The organism is Luteimonas sp. Soil_C_16, from assembly GCF_057657295.1.
Window position 1 is genome coordinate 550,088 of the sequence record NZ_JBDGIS010000002.1, and the last position, 17,041, is coordinate 567,128.

The following is a 17,041-nucleotide window of genomic DNA, read 5'->3' on the forward strand; positions in this document are numbered from 1 at the left end:
CGGACGTGAAGGCGGCGCGCCGGTGCGTCAGCAGGTCGAGGGCGCCTCGGGCCGGCGACGCCGTTCGACGCGACGCGCCCAGGCGTAGATCAGCAGACCCGCGGCTGCGGTGGCGGCGCCGACGTAACCGGTCGACGTCCAGCCCAGTCCGGCGCTGATCGCAATGCCGCCGAGCCACGGGCCGAGCGCGTTCGCGGTATTGAACGCGGCATGGTTGGACGCGGCGGCGAGCGTCTGCGCGTCGCCGGCGACATCCATCAGCCGCGTCTGCAGCACAGGGGCCAGCGCGCCCATCGTGCCGACCGCGACGATCGCCGGCAGGATCGACCACGGCGCGGCGGTCGCGAGCGGGAACAGCAGCAGCACCAGCAGCGACCAGCCCAGGATCACCGGCACCGCGCGGAACTGCAGGCGATCGACCAGCCAGCCGCCGGCGATGTTGCCGAGGATCGCGCCGACACCGAAGGCCGCCAGCGCCACCGGAATCCACGACTCCGCCACGCGGGTCACGTTGATCAGCGTCGGCGCGAGATAACTGAAGACGCAGAACATGCCGGCGAAGCCGATCGCGCCGATCAGCAGCGCGTACCAGACCTGCGAGGTGTTGAACGCGCGCAATTCGCGCATCGGCGTCTGCGCAGGCTCGTCGGGATCGGGCGCGAGGAAGCGCGCGACCAGCACCACGGTCAGCACCGACAGCACCGACACCAGCGCGAACGTCCAGCGCCAGCTCAGCTGCTGGCCGAGCCAGGTCGCCAGCGGATTGCCGACGAGGATCGCGATCGACAGCCCCAGCAGCACGCGGCTGACCGCGGCGCCGCGTTGCGCGGGCGGACTGACCGACGCGGCCACGAGCATCGCCACGCCGAAGTACGCGCCATGCGGCAGGCCGGCGACGAAGCGCGCGACCAGCATCGTCGCGTAGTTCGGCGCCAGCGCGCTGGCCAGATTGCCGAGTGCATAGAAGCCCATCAGCGCCAGCAGCAGGCGACGACGCGGCAGACGCGCGCCGAGGATCGCGAGCAGCGGTGCGCCGACGACGACGCCGATCGCGTAGCTGCTGATCAGATGGCCGACCGCGGGTTCGTCGACGCCGAAGCCGCGCGTGAGGTTCGGCATCAGCCCCATCATCGCGAATTCGCTGGTGCCGATCGCGAAGCCGCCCATCGCCAGCGCGAACAGGATCAGGGTGCGGGTGCGGCGATCGGGAAGCGCCGGTGCGGGGGCCATGGCCGGTCTCCGGTACAGGACTGACCATTATTGTGCATCGCAACATCGCCGTCACCGGCACGCGTCGACCACAGCGTTGCAGTGGCACCGACGGTTCAGCGACGCAGGCCTGAACGCGACGCGATGACGGCGACTGGACGCTCTGCCTTGGACAGTCCACGTCCCCTGTCCGTTGCGAGTCCGCGCATGTCCATCACCGCGTTCGGCCTGAACTGCACTCTCAAATCCGGCGATGCGCCGTCTTCCACACAGAAGCTGCTCGACCAGGTGCTCGAGGCACTCGCCGGCCACGGCGCGACGACCGGCAGCGCGCGCGTCGCCGACTACGACGTCAAACCGGGCGTGACCGCCGACGAAGGCGATGGCGACCAGTGGCCCGCGCTGCGCAAGCGGATCATGGACGCGGAGATTCTGGTCGTGGCGACGCCGATCTGGATGGGCCACCCGTCCAGCATCGCCCAGCGCGTGCTGGAACGGCTGGACGCGGTGCTCGGCGAGATCGACGACGACGGCGTGTATCCGACGTTCGGCAAAGTCGCTGTCGCCGCGGTCGTCGGCAACGAGGACGGCGCCCACCACGTCTGCGCGCAGCTCTACCAGGGGCTGACCGATGTCGGCTTCACGATTCCCGGCGGCAGCCCGCCGTACTGGGTCGGCGAGGCGATGGGCTCAGTCGACTACAAGGATCTGAAGCAGACGCCGGACAAAGTCACCGAGACCATCGCCACCATCGCCTCGAACGCGATGCACCTCGCCCGGGTGCTGCAGGCCCAGCCCTACCCGAAGCCGAAGCGCGGCGACGCGTGATCCGCATCGGCTGCGCGGGCTGGTCGATCGCGTCGCGCGATGCGGCGCTGTTCGGCGCCGGCGACAGCATGCTGGCCCGCTATGCCACGCGTTTCAATGCGGTGGAGATCAATTCGTCCTTCTACAAGCCGCATCGCGCCACGACCTACGCCCGCTGGGCCGACAGCGTGCCCGCCGGCTTTCGCTTCTCGATCAAATTGCCGAAGACGATCACCCACAACGCGCGGCTGGCCGGCTGCGGCGCCGCGCTCGATGCGTTCTTCGAAGCAGCAGGCGCTCTCGGCGACAAACTGGATTGCGTGCTGGTGCAGCTGCCGCCGAGTCTGGCCTTCGACGCCCGCACCGCAACCACGTTCTTCGCGATGCTGGCGCGACGCTGGCCCGGCCGCGTGGCCTGCGAGGCGCGACACGCCAGCTGGCTCACGCCGCAGGCCGATGCGCTACTGGCGCGGCACCATGTTGCGCGCGTGGCCGCCGATCCCGCCCGTCACGGTGATGACGCGCGGCCGGGCGGCAGCGCGCGCTTCGGTTACTGGCGCTGGCACGGCCAGCCGAAGATCTACTACAGCGACTACGACGCCAAAGCGCTCGACGCGATCGCGATCGCCGTGCGCGCCGGGCCAAACGATGCCTGGGTGGTGTTCGACAACACCGCCGCCGGACACGCGATTCCCAACGCCGCCGCACTGCAGACGCGCCTGCGCTGACCTCCTCATCACGTCACCACGACACCCTGTGGCAGGATGCGCCGTCCTCACACTGCCGCACCCTTCGTGACGTCCGACGCGCCCGCCACCCAGCCCGAATTTCTGCCCGGATCGAGCGTGATGGCGCAGCGCATCGCGGCGAACGACTGGTCGACGACGTCGATCGGTCCGATCAGCGGCTGGCCGCAATCGCTGCGCACCGCGATGGGCCTGATGCTCGAATCGCGCTTCGCGATGTGCCTGTGCTGGGGCCCGGAGCTGACGCTGTTCTACAACGATGCTTACGCACCGCATCTCGGCGCCAAAGAAGCGCAGGCGCTGGGGAAACCGCTGCAGGTGATCTGGTCCGACGTCTGGGACGACATCCGTCCCCTCGTCGACAGCGTGTTCGACGGCAAGCCGACGCTGCATGAAGACATGCCGCTGACGATGCAGCGCAACGGGTTTCCCGAGGAGACCTATTGGACTTTCTCGTATTCGCCGGTGCGCGACGAGCAGGACCGGATCGTCGGCCTGCTCAACATCACCACCGACGTGACCCGCAGGGTGACGACCGAGCGCCGACTGCAGGCCGACGTGGCGCAGATGGGCCGCATGTTCGAACAGGCGCCGACGTTCATGGCGATGCTGACCGGCCCCGAGCATGTGTTCGCATATCTCAATCCCGCCTACCAGACGCTGATCGGTGATCGTGGGGATGTGCTCGGCAAGCGCGTCGTCGATGCGCTGCCCGATGCGGTCCGGCAGGGCTATCTGACCCTGCTCGACGAGGTCTATCGCAGCGGCAAGGCGTTCTCGGCGGACGGTGCGCAGTACATCGTGCAGACCACGCCCGGTGGCGCCTCGGCCGAGCGTTACGTAGATTTCGTGTTCCAGCCGATCAACGACGGTCAGGACGTCGTCGGCGTCTTCGTCCAGGGCGTCGACGTGACCGCCCGGCATCTGTCCGACCTCGCGCTGCAGGCGCGCGAGGCGGAGCTCCGCAGTCTCAACAGCAACCTCGAACGCCAGGTCATCGAACGCGCACGCGAACGCTCGCTGACGTGGCAGGTCACGCCCGATCTGCTCGCCGTCGTGGATCCCGACGGCATCATCGAAACCGTCAACCCGGCCTGGGAACAGCTGCTGGGCTGGCCGGTCGATTCGCTCGTGGGCCATCGCTGGATGGACCACGTCAGCCCCGACGATCACCTGGTGACGCAGTCCGTGCTCGACACCCTGCGTGCCGGGAAGCCGGTGCTGCGCTTCGAGAACCGCTGGCGCACGCGCGCCGGCGGCCTGCGCACGCTGTCGTGGGTGGCGACGCCCGAGGGCGGGCGCTACTACTGCAGCGCGCGCGACGTCACCGACATCAACGCCGCCGCCGACGCGCTCGCCCGTTCGCAGGCGCAGCTGCGCACGCTGTTCGAAACCAGCTACCAGTTGCAGGGCATGTGCACGCCCGAGGGCATCGTCACCGACGCCAACCGGCCCGTGCTCGACGCCATCGGCGCCGGTTTCGAGGATCTGGTCGGCGTGCCGCTGTGGGACACGCCGTGGTTCAGCGGAACGCCCGGCATGCCGGCCCGGATCCGCGCGATGTTCGAACGCGCCGCGGCCGGCGAGACCGTGCGCGACGAGATCCAGCTGGATCTGCCGGGCGGGCGGCGCAGCCACGATCTGTCGCTGCGACCGATCCGGGAAGACGGCCGCATCATCGCCGTGGTGCCCGAAGCGATCGACACGACCGATCGACGCAATGCCGAAGAAGCGCTGCGCCAGTCGCAGAAGCTCGAAGCGATCGGCCAGCTGACCGGCGGCGTGGCCCACGACTTCAACAATCTGCTGACCCCGATCGTCACCGCACTCGATCTCGCCTCCGATCCCGACGCGAAGACCGAACGCCGTGCGCGCATGCTCGGCGTCGCCCGCCAGTCCGCAGATCGCGCGGCCACGCTGGTGCAGCGCCTGCTGTCGTTCGCGCGCCGGCAGCCGCTGCAGACGCTGGATGTCGACGTCGCGACGCTGGTCTCGGGCATGGCCGAACTGGTCGACAGTTCCAGCAGTCCGCGCGTGCGTCTCGTGCTCGACATCGCCGACGATCTGCTGCCCGCGGTGGCCGATCCGAATCAGCTGGAAATGGCGATCCTCAATCTCAGCGTCAACGCCTGCGACGCGATGCCCGAAGGCGGCACGCTGACGCTCGGCGCGCGCAATGCCCGCGTGTCCGACGACGCGCGCATCGCGCCCGGCCGCTATGTCGTAGTGTCGGTTGCCGACACCGGCGTGGGCATGGACGAGCAGACGCGCCAGCGCGCGATCGAGCCGTTCTTCTCGACCAAGGGCATCGGCAAGGGCACCGGCCTGGGCCTGTCGATGGCGCACGGGCTCGCCTCGCAGCTCGGCGGCCGCCTGACGATCGACAGCACGCCCGGCGCCGGCACCACCATCCATCTCTGGCTGCCGGTGGGTTCGCACCCCGGCGCCACATCCGAAGACGAGGACACGACCGTGAGCATCATTGGGGACAACCGCGGCACCGCACTGGTGGTCGACGACGAGGATTCGGTGCGCATGTGCACCTCCGACGCGCTCGAGGACATGGGCTATCGCATCGTCGAGGCCAGTTCCGCCGAGGAGGCGCTGCGCGCGCTCGACGATGGCCTGACGCCCGCCGTGCTGGTCACCGACCATCTGATGCCGGGCATGACCGGCGCCGAACTCGCACGCACCGTACGTGCACGTCTGCCGGAGACCGCGATCGTGATCGTGTCCGGCTACACCAGCATGGCCGACTTCGATCCGGGCCTGACGATCCTCAGCAAGCCGTTCCGCCAGCACGAGCTCGCGGCGAGCGTGGAATCGGCGAACGCGGCGATCCAGAACGCGGCCTGATCGCAGCAGTGGCGGTCGTCCACGCGCCACGATGCCCTTCCCCGCGCTCCGGCTTCAGCCCTACGGCAACCGTCACGGCGGAAGCGGCGTACGCGCGTGGGCGATCATCGGCGACACGCTGTCGGTCGAATTCGTGGACGGCGCGGTCTACGACTACCGCCGGCAGGACATCGGCCCGCGCCTGTTCACTGCGGCCTGCGCCGCAGCGCGCGCAGGCCGCGGCCTGTCGAGCTGCATCAGCCGGCATCTGCGCGAGCGCTACGCCGCGCGCCATGCCGACCGCGCCGCATGGGCGACCCACCGCCGCCCCGCGCCTGCCTCGACGCACCGCAGACGCTAGACTGCCTGGCTTTCGATGATCCGGCCCAGCAGGGCGTGCAGCTGCGCGAGGTGACCGGAGCCGGCGACGGTGGTCTCGTCGGAGGTCATCGCCACGGTGAGATTCAGCGACGGCACGATGTAGAGCATCTGCCCACCGTGACCCCACGCGTAACGCACGTCGTGCCCGCCGACCCGGCGCGCGAACCAGCCGTAGCCATAGCCGTCGCCGGTGTAGACCGAATGCGTGCGCACGACCCACGACTGCGCGATCCAGCTCGCCGGCACCAGTTGCGCACCCGACGCCGCGCGGCCGTGGTTGCGGTAGAGCTCGCCGAACGCCAGCAGCGAACGCGGCGTCATCGCCATCTGGTTGCCGCCGAAATGCAGGCCCTGCGGATCGGTATCCCAGGACGCGATCGCGAAGCCGGCCTGCGGGCCCAACCATTCGCGCGCGAGCGTACGTACCGGCTTGCCGCCGACCTTGGCGAGCACCGCCGATAGTAGATGCGTGGAGCCGGTCGAATAGATCATGCCGCCGCCCGGCGTATCGACGAAGGGCTGCGCGAGTGCGTCGCGCACCCAGTCGCGCTGCGCGACCCAGCGTCCGTAGCCGCGACCGGACGTGGACTGCAGCCCGGCCTGCATCGACAGCAGATGGCCGATGGTGACCCGGGCCAGGCGCGGGTCGGGATCGCGTGGTAGTCGATCGGCCAGCAGCGGCGCGACCGGCTGGTCCGCGCCGTCGAGCAGGCCGCGCTCGATCGCGATGCCGACCAGCGCCGACATCACCGTCTTCGAGGCCGACTTGATGTTCGCCGGCCGTGTGGTCGATGCGCCCCGGTAGCCGCGCTCGGCGATCAGTGCGCCGTCGCGTGCGACCAGCACCGTGCGCAGGGGCGTCATCGCGCGGGCGTCGTCGAGCACGGCGTCGAGCGCGGTGCCGCGTGCGGCCGCGGGCGTCTGCGCGGCCGCGGGCTGAGCGCTCATGCCGCCGACCAGCAGCGAAGCGAGCAACAGGGACAGGATGCGATGCATGGTTCGAGTATCGACGTAGCGCTGCAACCCGCGATGAAACCCGTGCTCAGGCGGCGTCGGCTGCGATCAGGGCCTGATGCGCGCCGACGCCCGCGAGCAGTCCCGACGCCACTGCGAGCGGCACGCTGTGCATCGGCTGGCTCAGATCCCCTGCCGCAAACACGCCGGGCACGCTCGTCTGCTTGAACGCGTCCACGCGCAGATGCGGACCCAGCGGACCCGTGTCCTGCGCGCAGCCGAGCATCTCGGCCAGACCGTCGACCGGTTCGACACGCGAGCCGACGAACAGCGCCTCGATCGCGATGCTGCGGCCATCGGCCAGACGCACGCCGTCCAGCGCCGGCGCAGTACCGAGCAGCTCGACGACCGGCACGCGTTCCAGCGTCACGCCACGGTTCGCAAGCTTGCGCGCGTCGTCAGCGTCGGGCTCGAAGCCGTTCTCGAGAAAGCAGGTCGTCGGGCCCCAGTCGGGCAGCATCCGTGCGCGATGCAGGCCCATCGCATCGCCGGCGAAGACACCGAGCGCGCGCCTGGCGACTTCGAAGCCGTGGCAGTACGGACAATGCAGCACGCTGCGGCCCCAGCGCGCCTGCAGACCGTCGAGCGGCGGCAGCACATCGCGCACGCCGCCGGCCAGGATCAGCGTGCGGGCTTGCACCGTCTGTCGGTCCGCGAGCACGAGCGAGAACCCGTCCGCATCCGCGCCCGCTTCGAGAGCCTCCCCCGCGATGACCGTCGCCCTGGGATAGCGCAGCAGCTCCGCGCGGCCCTGCGCCAGCAGCGTGGCCGGCGGCGTGCCGTCGTGGCCGAACACGTTGTGCACGGCGTCCGCGAACCGGTTGCGCGGCTGGCCTGCATCGACCACCAGCACCTGGCGCCGCGCCCGCGCCAGGGCCTGCGCCGCCGACAACCCCGCGCTGCCCCCCCCCACGATCACCGTGTCGTATCGCATCGCACACCTCATGTCACTTCAATTGTTCCATGATGCGCCGGCCGCCGACATCATGCAACTCGATAAGTGTCGAGATGTGACTACGGTATCGTGATCGCCCGCTCCGTTGCCTGCCCCATGCGCCCCGACAGCCGCCTCAGCCGCATGCTCCACGTCCTCATCCATCTGGCGGACGCCGACGGCCGCGCGACGTCGGACGAGATCGCGGCGATGCTGGGCACCAACCCCGTCGTCGTGCGCCGGACCATGGCCGGACTGCGCGACCATGGCTACGTGCGATCGGAAAAAGGTCATGGCGGCGGCTGGTCGCTCGCGACGCCGCTCGCCGACATCAGCCTGCTCGACATCCACGCAGCGCTGGGCTCACCCGCCCCGTTCGCGTTCGGCCTGGCGAACGACGACCCGGACTGCCTCGTCGAGAAAGCCGTCAACGCCCATCTCAGCGACGCGATGGCCGACGCCGAGGCCCTGCTCCGCGCACGTCTGGCCGCGGTGACGCTGGCCGACATCGCCGCCGATTTCCAGAAGCGCCTGGCGAGCGGCGGACGCCGCCGCGGCGCGCGCTGACCCTCGAATCCGGCGCAACACGCGCCACCGTGACTTCAAGCACGCGATGCCGCGTCGCGATGGGCCGATGCTCGCGGCCATGCAATCGGGAATGCTGCCCATGTCCGTCCATCGCGCCGCGCTCGTCGCAGGCCTGCTCGTCGCGTCGCTCACGGTGCACGCGTCGGACGACGACACCACACCGCGTCTGTCCTCCGACCAGTGCGATATCTCGACGCCGTACAACGTGCTCGTCGATACCGGCGGCGTATGGCTCTATCGCGACAGCGGCGTGCCGAAGGAGATCTTTTTCCACGACGGCACGCTCAGCGTGGACCGCGCGGTGCAGACCGTCAGCGCCGCGGATGCCGCGCGGTTGCGCCGGCTGGAATCGGGTGCGCGCACGCTGATGCCACAGGTCACCTCGGTCGCGCGCGAGAGCACCGGCATCGCGTTCGATGCATTGGCCGGGGTGGTCGAAGTGATGACCGGCAGCGCGCGCAAGGTGCGCCAGGTCGAGCGCTACCGCACCGACACGCTCGGCTACATCGACGCCACGCTCGGCACCGGGCGCTGGGACCAGGACGTGTTCGGCGACGGCTTCGAATCGCGCATCGAGGACGCGGCCGAACGCATGACCGGCAGCCTCGGTCGCAGCGTGATGTGGCAGGTGTTCACCGGCCGCGCCGACCGCATGGATGCGCGCGCCGAACGCATGGAAGCCGATCTCGACCACAAGATCGAAGCCCGCAGTGCTGCGCTCGAAGCGCAGGCCGACGCGTTGTGCACGCACGTGCGCGAACTGCAGTCGATCCAGGCCGCACTCGACTACCGCCTCGACGGCCAGCGGCTGGTGATGCTGGAAGACGCGCCGCGCGGCGACGGCGATGCGTCGGTGTCCAGGACACGGTCCACACGCTGAACGCCCTGCGACACGCTCGCGTTTGCATACCGCCGGCAATCGCGTCCAGAGCGTTCAGCATCCCGATCTCGGTCCACGCGACGCGGCGTGGGACAATGGGCGCATGGGCGATTCCGACTCCACCTCGCCGGCCACACCCGCGGCCGACGCGCCGCCGCGCGCGCTGAACGACGCGCTCAAGGACGACATCCGCGCCGCGTACGCGAAGCTGCAGGCGAACACGCCGGGCTTCAGCACGCGCCGTTCGCAGAGCGCGATGATCGGCCTGGTGTCGCGCGCGCTCGCGACCTCGGGCGGCATCGGCGTGGCCGAAGCACCGACCGGCGTCGGCAAGTCGCTCGCCTACCTGACCGCGGGCGTGCCGATCGCGCTGGCGACGAAGAAGAAGCTGGTGATCAGCACCGGGACGGTGGCGCTGCAGTCGCAGCTGGTGGAACGCGACATTCCGGCATTCCTCGCCGCGACCGGTTTGGAGGCCCGCGTCGCGCTGGCCAAGGGCCGCACGCGGTACCTGTGCACGCGCAACGCCGCCGAACTGCACGCCGAGCACAGCCAGGGCACGATGCTGCTCGATGGCGCCGGGCCCGACGAGGGCGGCGACTACGAGCGCCAGCTCTACGACCGCCCGCTGGCGCCGCATGAAGTGGACGCTGCGCGGCGCCTGCTCGAAGCGCATGCGGACCGGCAATGGGACGGCGATCTCGACACGGCGCCCGAACCCGTGTCGCCTGCATTGCGCACGCGCATCACCACGCCCGCATCGAGCTGCGCCGGGCGCCGCTGCAGCTTCGCCCAGCAATGTCCGGTGCTGAAAGTCCGCACCACCGTGCGCGAGGCGCAGATCGTCGTGACCAATCACGCGCTGCTGCTGTCGTCGCTGGCGATGGGCGACATCGAGAACGGCCAGCCGCTGCTGGCGCCGCCAAGCGAGATGCTGCTGGTGCTCGACGAGGGCCACCACGTGGCGAACGTCGCGATCGACCAGGGCGCGGCGCGCCTGCCGCTGGCCGACATGGCCAAGCGCACCAGCCGCATGCAGATCCTGATCGCCGGCAGCTATCGGCTGGTCGACAAGGAACGCGTCGGCACCTTGCTGCCGAACGAGGCGATCGAACTCGCATCGCGTGTGTCGAAGGGGCTCAAGGCGTTCCAGCTCGACGTGGACCGCGTCTGGCAGCCCGAGCCCGGCGATCGCGACCCGATGTGGCGCGCACCGCTCGGCCGTCTGCCCGACGACTGGGCGCCTGCGATCGAAACCCTCGGCGACGACACGCGAGCCCTGTTCAACTGGGTGCATGCCGCGCAGCAGGCCGTCGCGCGGACCAAGCAGGAAGACCCGGCGCGCGAGAAGCTGCAGCGCAGTCTCGGCATGGCGCTGGAGATGGTCGAGCAGCAGCACGAGCTGTGGGCCGGCTGGCGACGCGAGGACCGCGACGGCGCACCGCCGATGGCGCGCTGGGTGACGGCGACACGCGACGGCGATCTCGCCCTGCACTGCTCGCCGGTGTCGGCCGCGCACGTGCTGCGCACCCTGCTGTGGAAGGAGATCGATTCGGTCGTGATGACATCGGCCACGCTGACCGGCGGCGGCGACTTCCAGTCGTTCGCGATCGACACCGGTCTGCCGGATCACGCCGAGACCGCATCGCTGCCGTCGCCGTTCGATCTGCCGAACCAGGCGCAGCTGGTGGTGCCGCAGTTCCCGGTGGCGCCCGACGATCGCGAAGGTCACCCGAAGGCCGTCGCCGAATGGCTGGCGCGCGAGCTCGACTGGAACAAGGGCAGCATGGTGCTCTTCACTTCGCGCTGGAAGATGGAGAAGGTCGCCGAACTGATGCCGGCCTCGCGCCGCGGCGCGATCCAGGTGCAGAGCAGCGGCAACAAATCGCAGGTCGTCGCAGCCCACCTCGAACGCGTCGCCGCCGGCAAGGGCTCGGTGCTGTTCGGCCTCAACTCGTTCGGCGAAGGTCTCGACCTGCCGGGTGAGGCCTGCACGACGGTCGTCATCACCCAGGTGCCGTTCGCGGTGCCGACCGATCCGCAGACGGCGACGCTCGGCGAGTGGCTCGAAGCGCGCGGGCAGAATCCGTTCAACCTGATCGCGATTCCGCATGCCCTGCGCACGCTGACGCAGTTCGCCGGCCGCCTGATCCGGACCTCGACCGATACCGGCCGCGTGGTCATCCTCGACTCGCGCCTGCTCAATCGCCGCTACGGCAAACGCATCCTCGATGCGCTGCCGCCGTTCAAGCGTGTGATCGGCTGAGCGCAGCCCGCAACACAGCGCACATTCCGCTTTTGATTTGGAAACCTCTCCCTCTGGGAGAGCGCCTGCCCCGGACTCGATCCGGGGTCGACGCGCATCGCGCGTCGGGTGAGGGTTGGTGTTAGTCCGAACTCCCCACTCACCCCTCGAACAACCCCGCCTGCACCGGCAGCTCATCCGGCTCGCGGAATCCGCCGATCCCCACACCGACCAGTCGATACCGCGTCGACGCCGGCAACTCCACACGTTCGCGCAACGACAACGCGATCCGCGTCAGTTCCGCCTGCGACGCGGGCGGCGCATCCGGCGTGAAGCTGCGCGTCAGAATGCGGAACTGCGAGGTCTTGAGTTTGAGCACCACGGTGCGTCCGACGCGCGCGGTCTTGCGCGTCGCCGCCCACGTCTTCTCCGCGAGCTGCTCGATCATCGGCGCCAGCGCTTCGAGCGGCAGATCGGTCTCGAACGTGTCCTCCGACGAGATCGACTGCACCGGCTGGTCCGGTTCCACCGGCCGGTCGTCGATGCCGAGTGCGCGCTGGTGCAGGCGCGCACCGAACGTCCCGAAACGTCGCTCGAGCGTCTCGCGCGACAGTCCGCGCAGATCGCCGACCGTGGCGACACCGAGTTCGGCCAGCTTCTTCTCCATGACCTTGCCGACGCCGGGAATCAGGCCGACCTTGAGCGGCAGCAGGAAGGCGTCGATCTGCGCCGGCTTCACCACGTACAGGCCATCGGGCTTGTTCCAGTCCGAGGCGATCTTGGCGATGAACTTGTTCGGCGCCACGCCGGCCGACGCGGTCAGCTGCGTCGCCTCGCGGATCTGCGCGCGGATCGCCTGCGCGGTCGCCGTCGCGCTGGGCGAGGGAATCTTCGGATCGGTGACGTCGAGATAGGCCTCGTCCAGCGACAGCGGCTGCACCAGATCGGTATGCGCGTGGAAGATCTCGCGTACCTGCCGCGACACGGCCTTGTAGCGGGCGAAATCCGGCGGCACGAACACCGCGTCCGGGCACAGGCGCTCGGCAGTGACGGCCGGCATCGCCGAGCGCACGCCGAACGGCCGGGCCTCATACGATGCCGCGCAGACCACCGAACGCGCGCCGCGCCAGGCCACGACCACCGGTCGCCCGCGCAGCGACGGATCGTCGCGCTGTTCGACCGAAGCGTAGAACGCGTCCATGTCGATGTGGAGGATCTTGCGCACCGCTGCATTATCGTCGTTCCGGTCGCACTGACTGCGTCCGATCCACGATTCCTGCACGCGGATTCGACCTACTGCTCACGATTGCCGGCGCAGGCTTTCCGTTCCCATCGATGGAGCAGTGTCATGCCCCGCGGCGACAAATCGTCCTACACGGACAAGCAGAAACGACAGGCTGAACACGTGGAGGCTTCGGAGCGCAACAAGGGCCGGTCGAAGGCGGATGCCGAGCGCATCGCCTGGGCCACGGTCAACAAGCAGGATGGCGGCGGCAAGCAATCCGGCTCGGGCCGCAAGGGCCATTGAAGCTGCTCAGGCGTCGGTGCCTTCGACCGGCAGTCGCACGATCGCGACCGTGGCATCGTCCGGATCGGTGGTGATCGAGAATCCCAGTTGGCGGCACATCGCCAGCATCGTGGTGTTCTCGCGCAGCACCTGGCCTTCGACGACGCGCAGCCCCTGCCAGCGGGCGTATTCGATCATGATCCGCATCAGCCGCCAGCCGAGCCCGGCGCCCTTGAGGTCGGAGCGCACCATGATCCCGTACTCGCCGGTGTCGTAGTTCGCATCGGCGAGCAGACGTACCGCGCCCAGCATCTCGCCGGTGTCCGGGTCGATCGCCGCCAGCGCGATCGAGCGCGCGTAGTCGAGCTGGGTGAGCCGCGCGATGAACTCGTGGCTGAAATGCCGCACGGCGCTGAAGAAGCGCAACCGCAGATCCTCGGTGCTGACCTGCTCGAAGAAGCGCCGGAACATCGCCTCGTCTTCGGGGCGTACCGGCCGCACGAAGGCCGTGTTCCCGTTCGACAGCGTGATCGTGCGCGCCCATTCCACCGGATACGGAAAGATCGCGAAGCGCGGATGGCCGCGTCCCTTGTGCAGGCGCTTGACCGGCGCGAGCGCAATGCGTGCATCCACCGCGATCACACCATCACGATCGGCGAGCAACGGATTGATGTCGAGTTCCAGCAGTTCGGGAATGTCCGCCGCCATCTGCGCAAGCTTCACCAGCACCAGCGCGACGGCGCGTTCGTCGGCCGCGGGCACATCGCGGTACGCCTTGAGCATGCGCGACGCGCGCGTGCGTCCGATCAGTTCGTGCGCGAGGCGCAGATCCAACGGCGGTAGCATCAGGGCCTTGTCGTCGATGACGTCGACGGCCGTGCCGCCGCGGCCGAACACGATCAACGGACCGAAGGTCGGATCGTCGGCGATGCCGGCGATGAGTTCGCGCGCCTTGGGCCGCACGGCCATCGCGTGCACGGTGACGCCGTCGATCCGAGCGCCGGGCTGCAGCGTGCGTGCGCGCTGCAGGATGTCTTCGGCGGCCTGACGGACGGCCTGCGGCGTCGTGAGATTCAGACGCACGCCGTCGACGTCGGACTTGTGCGGAATGTCGGCCGCGTCGATCTTCACCGCGACCGCGATGCCACGCGCGAACAACAGTTCCGCGGCGGTGACCGCTGCATCGGCGTCGCGTGCGCGCGAGACTTCGGCGACCGGAATGCCATAGGCGCCGAGCAGACGCGCGGTCGCCACCGGGTCGAGCAGACGATTTCCGGAGGCCAGTGCCGCATCGACGACAGAACGCGCCGCCGGCAGATCGACGACGAAATCGTCCGGCAGGCTCGGCGGTGTCTCCATCAGCGCCCGCTGCGCCTCGTGGTGACGCGCGAGATACATGAAGCCGCGCACCGCATCCGCCTCGCTGTCGTAGACCGGAATGCCGGCATCGCCGAGCGTCTTGCGCGCATCAGGCTGATCGCCATGCCAGACCGCGAGCACCGGCTTGCGCGCGCCGGTGCGCGAACGCGCCTGCACGGTGCGCACCACAGCGCTCGCGACTTCATCGGGATCCGACAGCACGGTGGGTACCTGCATCACCAGCACCGCGTCGTTCTCGCGATCGTCGAGCAGCGCCTCCAGCGCGCTGGCATATCGACTGCCGTCGGCATCGCCGAGCATGTCCACGGCATTGCGACGCGACCAGCCACGCGGAAACGCGCCATCGAGCGTCCCGATCGTCGCCTCCGACAGTGACGCGCGTGTACCGCCCAGATCGACCAGACGATCGAGCGCGAGCATGCCGACGCCGATGCCGTTGGTCATCACCGCGAGCCGGTTGCCCGGCACGCCGCCCAGATGCGACAGGGTTTCGGCGGCCGCGAACAGTTCGTCGAGCGCATGCACGCGCAGCAGGCCCGCACGCCGGAACGCGGCGTCGTAGACGGCATCCGGCGCTGCCAGCGCCGCGGCGTGGGTGATCGCTGCCGTGTCGCGTCGCGCATGCCGGCCGGGTTTGACCACGACCACCGGCTTGGCACGCGCCGCCGCACGCGCTGCCGACAGGAACTTGCGCGCATCGCGCACGCGCTCGACGTACAGCAGGATCGCGCGGGTGTGGCGGTCGGTCGCGAAGTAGTCGAGCAGGTCGGCGAAGTCGACATCGAGCGCGTCGCCCAGCGAGGCCACGGCGGAGAACCCGATGCCCCGCGGCCGGCTCCACTCGATCATGCCGGCCGCCACGGCGCCGGACTGCGAGATCAGGGCAAGATCGCCGGGGATCGGCGCGTGCGCGGCGAAACTGGCGAACAGCTTCGCGTGTGGCGCGATCACGCCGAGACAGTTCGGCCCCACGATGCGCAGCCCGCGCGCGCGCGCGACTTCGGCCAGCGCCGCATTGTGCGAACCGGTGCCTTCGCCCATGTCGCGCGTCAGCACGATCGCCGCCTTGGCACCCGCGCTGGCTGCGGCATCCGCGATGCCCGCCACATCCGCCGGCGGTACGGCGATCACCACCAGTTCGGGTACGAACGGAAGCGCCGCCAGCGACGGCGACGCTTCGACGCCATCGATCGACGCATAGCGCGAATTGACCAGACCGATCGGCCCCGCGAACCCGCCGGCGCGCAACTGCTGCAGCACCAGCCGCCCGAGTGACCGCGCGCGCGGGCTCGCGCCGACGACGGCTACCGACGCGGGATGGAACACGGACTGGAGTGCGTAGGTACTCATCGCGGCATGCGCGGTCATTCAAGACGAGCGCAGACGATACACGACCGTCCGTATTCGCTTCCGCTCGATCGTCCCTTGGGATTTCGCAAAATGCCCTTTTCCGAGGCGTAGCGCCAAGCGCGGTCGACGCTTCGTAGGATCGTTAGAACAACGCGAAACCCATCGTAGATCTACCTAGCGGATCAAGCTTCAGACGCGGATCGCGCCTCAACAGAAACCGGTCGACGTCATCCAGCGCACAGCTTGGGAAGCCTCGGAGTCGACACGTTCCGCCTGCAGACGGCCCCTGGATCGAAGCCGCGATTCAACACTTCACGGGGTCGTCCACGAACCCACTCAACGCACGCATCGACTTCATCGCATCGACCGCCTCGTCTAAGCTGCCGCCATGAGCGACCCAGACGATTTCCAGCTGCGCATCCGCCTCGGCCAGGTGATGCTCGGCCCGGGCAAAGCCGATCTGCTCGATGGCATCCGCGAAACGGGTTCGATCTCCGCGGCGGGTCGCCGCATGTCCATGAGCTATCGCCGCGCCTGGCAACTCGTCGAACAGCTCAACCTGTATTTCGGTGCCCCGGTCGTCGCCACGCTGACCGGCGGACGCGGTGGCGGTGGTGCGGAGCTCACCGCGCTCGGCGAAGACGTCCTGTCGACCTACCGCCGCATGCAGCAACACAGCGCCGCTACGATCGCCGACGATCTCGCCCACTTGCGCGATCTTCGCAAATAGCGATGCGACAACTTCCGCTTTTGCCGCAGGCGCGACCCATCGTGTTCTCGCGCCTCAAAAGCGCACGAGCACGCTCTCGTAGGATGGGAAGAGCGAACCGAAACCCATCGCCCGTCGCCGCGATCCGCCTGATCGCCTGAAGCCTCGAGTCCCGGCGTGCCGTAGCAAGACAACACAGCGCCTTCCCTCGAGCAGCTGATATATCGCATGCGCCTCGATTCGCAGCCGGATTCTGAGCGAACGGAGATTATCTAGCGGCACCCGACGACTAAATATTCTCGCTTCATGTGCTGACAACTGACTTACTGACGCTCTAGTGCCCTGACTTTCCCACGTTCTCTCGCGTTATCGCCAAACATCACGCAAAGAAAAACCCCCGCCGGATACCGGCGGGGGTTTTGGGTAAAAACCCTGGCGATGACCTACTCTCGCATG

14 protein-coding genes are annotated in these 17,041 nt (G+C 68.9%); 9 read left to right on the forward strand and 5 right to left on the reverse strand.

Going from position 1 to position 17,041, the window contains the following annotated elements:
* Nucleotides 1–27: 27 nt before the first annotated feature.
* Nucleotides 28–1,230 (reverse strand): MFS transporter, encoded by a 1,203-nt coding sequence (locus AC3A5T_RS06295; RefSeq protein WP_487627839.1) that lies wholly within the window; start codon nucleotides 1,228–1,230, stop codon nucleotides 28–30.
* 186 nt (nucleotides 1,231–1,416) lie between these two features.
* Between AC3A5T_RS06295 and AC3A5T_RS06300 the strand changes: the two genes are divergently transcribed.
* From AC3A5T_RS06300 to AC3A5T_RS06315, 4 genes are read left to right on the forward strand one after another with little or no spacing between them, the layout of a single operon-like run.
* Complete coding sequence (locus AC3A5T_RS06300; RefSeq protein WP_487627840.1) at nucleotides 1,417–2,037, forward strand: flavodoxin family protein; 621 nt, start codon at nucleotides 1,417–1,419, stop codon at nucleotides 2,035–2,037.
* Nucleotides 2,037–2,744: a DUF72 domain-containing protein gene (locus tag AC3A5T_RS06305; RefSeq protein ID WP_487627870.1), complete on the forward strand. Its 708-nt coding sequence runs from the start codon at nucleotides 2,037–2,039 to the stop codon at nucleotides 2,742–2,744. The genes AC3A5T_RS06300 and AC3A5T_RS06305 overlap by 1 nt, the downstream gene beginning before the upstream one ends.
* A gap of 36 nt (nucleotides 2,745–2,780) precedes the next feature.
* On the forward strand, nucleotides 2,781–5,618 hold the full coding sequence (locus AC3A5T_RS06310; protein ID WP_487627841.1) for a PAS domain-containing protein: 2,838 nt from the start codon (nucleotides 2,781–2,783) through the stop codon (nucleotides 5,616–5,618).
* 31 nt (nucleotides 5,619–5,649) lie between these two features.
* Nucleotides 5,650–5,958, forward strand: coding sequence for a hypothetical protein (locus AC3A5T_RS06315; RefSeq protein WP_487627842.1), 309 nt, complete (start codon nucleotides 5,650–5,652; stop codon nucleotides 5,956–5,958).
* Here the strand turns inward: AC3A5T_RS06315 and AC3A5T_RS06320 are convergent.
* Together AC3A5T_RS06320 and AC3A5T_RS06325 are read right to left on the reverse strand one after the other, a co-directional pair.
* Nucleotides 5,955–6,974, reverse strand: a complete 1,020-nt coding sequence (locus AC3A5T_RS06320; protein WP_487627843.1) for a serine hydrolase domain-containing protein — start codon at nucleotides 6,972–6,974, stop codon at nucleotides 5,955–5,957. The genes AC3A5T_RS06315 and AC3A5T_RS06320 overlap by 4 nt on opposite strands.
* Before the next feature lie 46 nt (nucleotides 6,975–7,020).
* Complete coding sequence (locus AC3A5T_RS06325) at nucleotides 7,021–7,926, reverse strand: NAD(P)/FAD-dependent oxidoreductase (RefSeq protein ID WP_487627844.1); 906 nt, start codon at nucleotides 7,924–7,926, stop codon at nucleotides 7,021–7,023.
* A gap of 117 nt (nucleotides 7,927–8,043) precedes the next feature.
* Between AC3A5T_RS06325 and AC3A5T_RS06330 the strand changes: the two genes are divergently transcribed.
* The 3 genes from AC3A5T_RS06330 (at nucleotide 8,044) to dinG (ending at nucleotide 11,660) form a co-directional block, all read left to right on the forward strand.
* Nucleotides 8,044–8,493 carry an Rrf2 family transcriptional regulator gene (locus AC3A5T_RS06330; protein ID WP_487627871.1) on the forward strand — a complete coding sequence of 150 codons (450 nt, stop codon included), beginning with the start codon at nucleotides 8,044–8,046 and terminating at the stop codon, nucleotides 8,491–8,493.
* Nucleotides 8,494–8,593: 100 nt separating this feature from the next.
* Complete coding sequence (locus AC3A5T_RS06335; RefSeq protein WP_487627845.1) at nucleotides 8,594–9,394, forward strand: DUF2884 family protein; 801 nt, start codon at nucleotides 8,594–8,596, stop codon at nucleotides 9,392–9,394.
* Between the two features lie 103 nt (nucleotides 9,395–9,497).
* Nucleotides 9,498–11,660 (forward strand): ATP-dependent DNA helicase DinG, encoded by a 2,163-nt coding sequence (gene dinG, locus AC3A5T_RS06340; RefSeq protein WP_487627846.1) that lies wholly within the window; start codon nucleotides 9,498–9,500, stop codon nucleotides 11,658–11,660.
* A 139-nt stretch (nucleotides 11,661–11,799) separates the two neighbouring features.
* Here the strand turns inward: dinG and dinB are convergent, their stop codons facing one another.
* Complete coding sequence (gene dinB / locus AC3A5T_RS06345; RefSeq protein WP_487627847.1) at nucleotides 11,800–12,864, reverse strand: DNA polymerase IV; 1,065 nt, start codon at nucleotides 12,862–12,864, stop codon at nucleotides 11,800–11,802.
* Nucleotides 12,865–12,987: 123 nt separating this feature from the next.
* Between dinB and AC3A5T_RS06350 the strand changes: the two genes are divergently transcribed.
* Complete coding sequence (locus tag AC3A5T_RS06350; protein ID WP_487627872.1) at nucleotides 12,988–13,167, forward strand: hypothetical protein; 180 nt, start codon at nucleotides 12,988–12,990, stop codon at nucleotides 13,165–13,167.
* A gap of 6 nt (nucleotides 13,168–13,173) precedes the next feature.
* Here AC3A5T_RS06350 and AC3A5T_RS06355 read toward each other — a convergent pair whose 3' ends face one another.
* On the reverse strand, nucleotides 13,174–15,876 hold the full coding sequence (locus AC3A5T_RS06355; protein WP_487627848.1) for a bifunctional acetate--CoA ligase family protein/GNAT family N-acetyltransferase: 2,703 nt from the start codon (nucleotides 15,874–15,876) through the stop codon (nucleotides 13,174–13,176).
* A 388-nt stretch (nucleotides 15,877–16,264) separates the two neighbouring features.
* Here AC3A5T_RS06355 and AC3A5T_RS06360 point away from each other — a divergent pair, with 388 nt between their 5' ends.
* The gene (locus AC3A5T_RS06360; RefSeq protein ID WP_487627849.1) at nucleotides 16,265–16,606 is read left to right on the forward strand and encodes a winged helix-turn-helix domain-containing protein; all 342 of its coding nucleotides are present in this window, start codon (nucleotides 16,265–16,267) and stop codon (nucleotides 16,604–16,606) included.
* Nucleotides 16,607–17,041 lie beyond the last annotated feature (435 nt).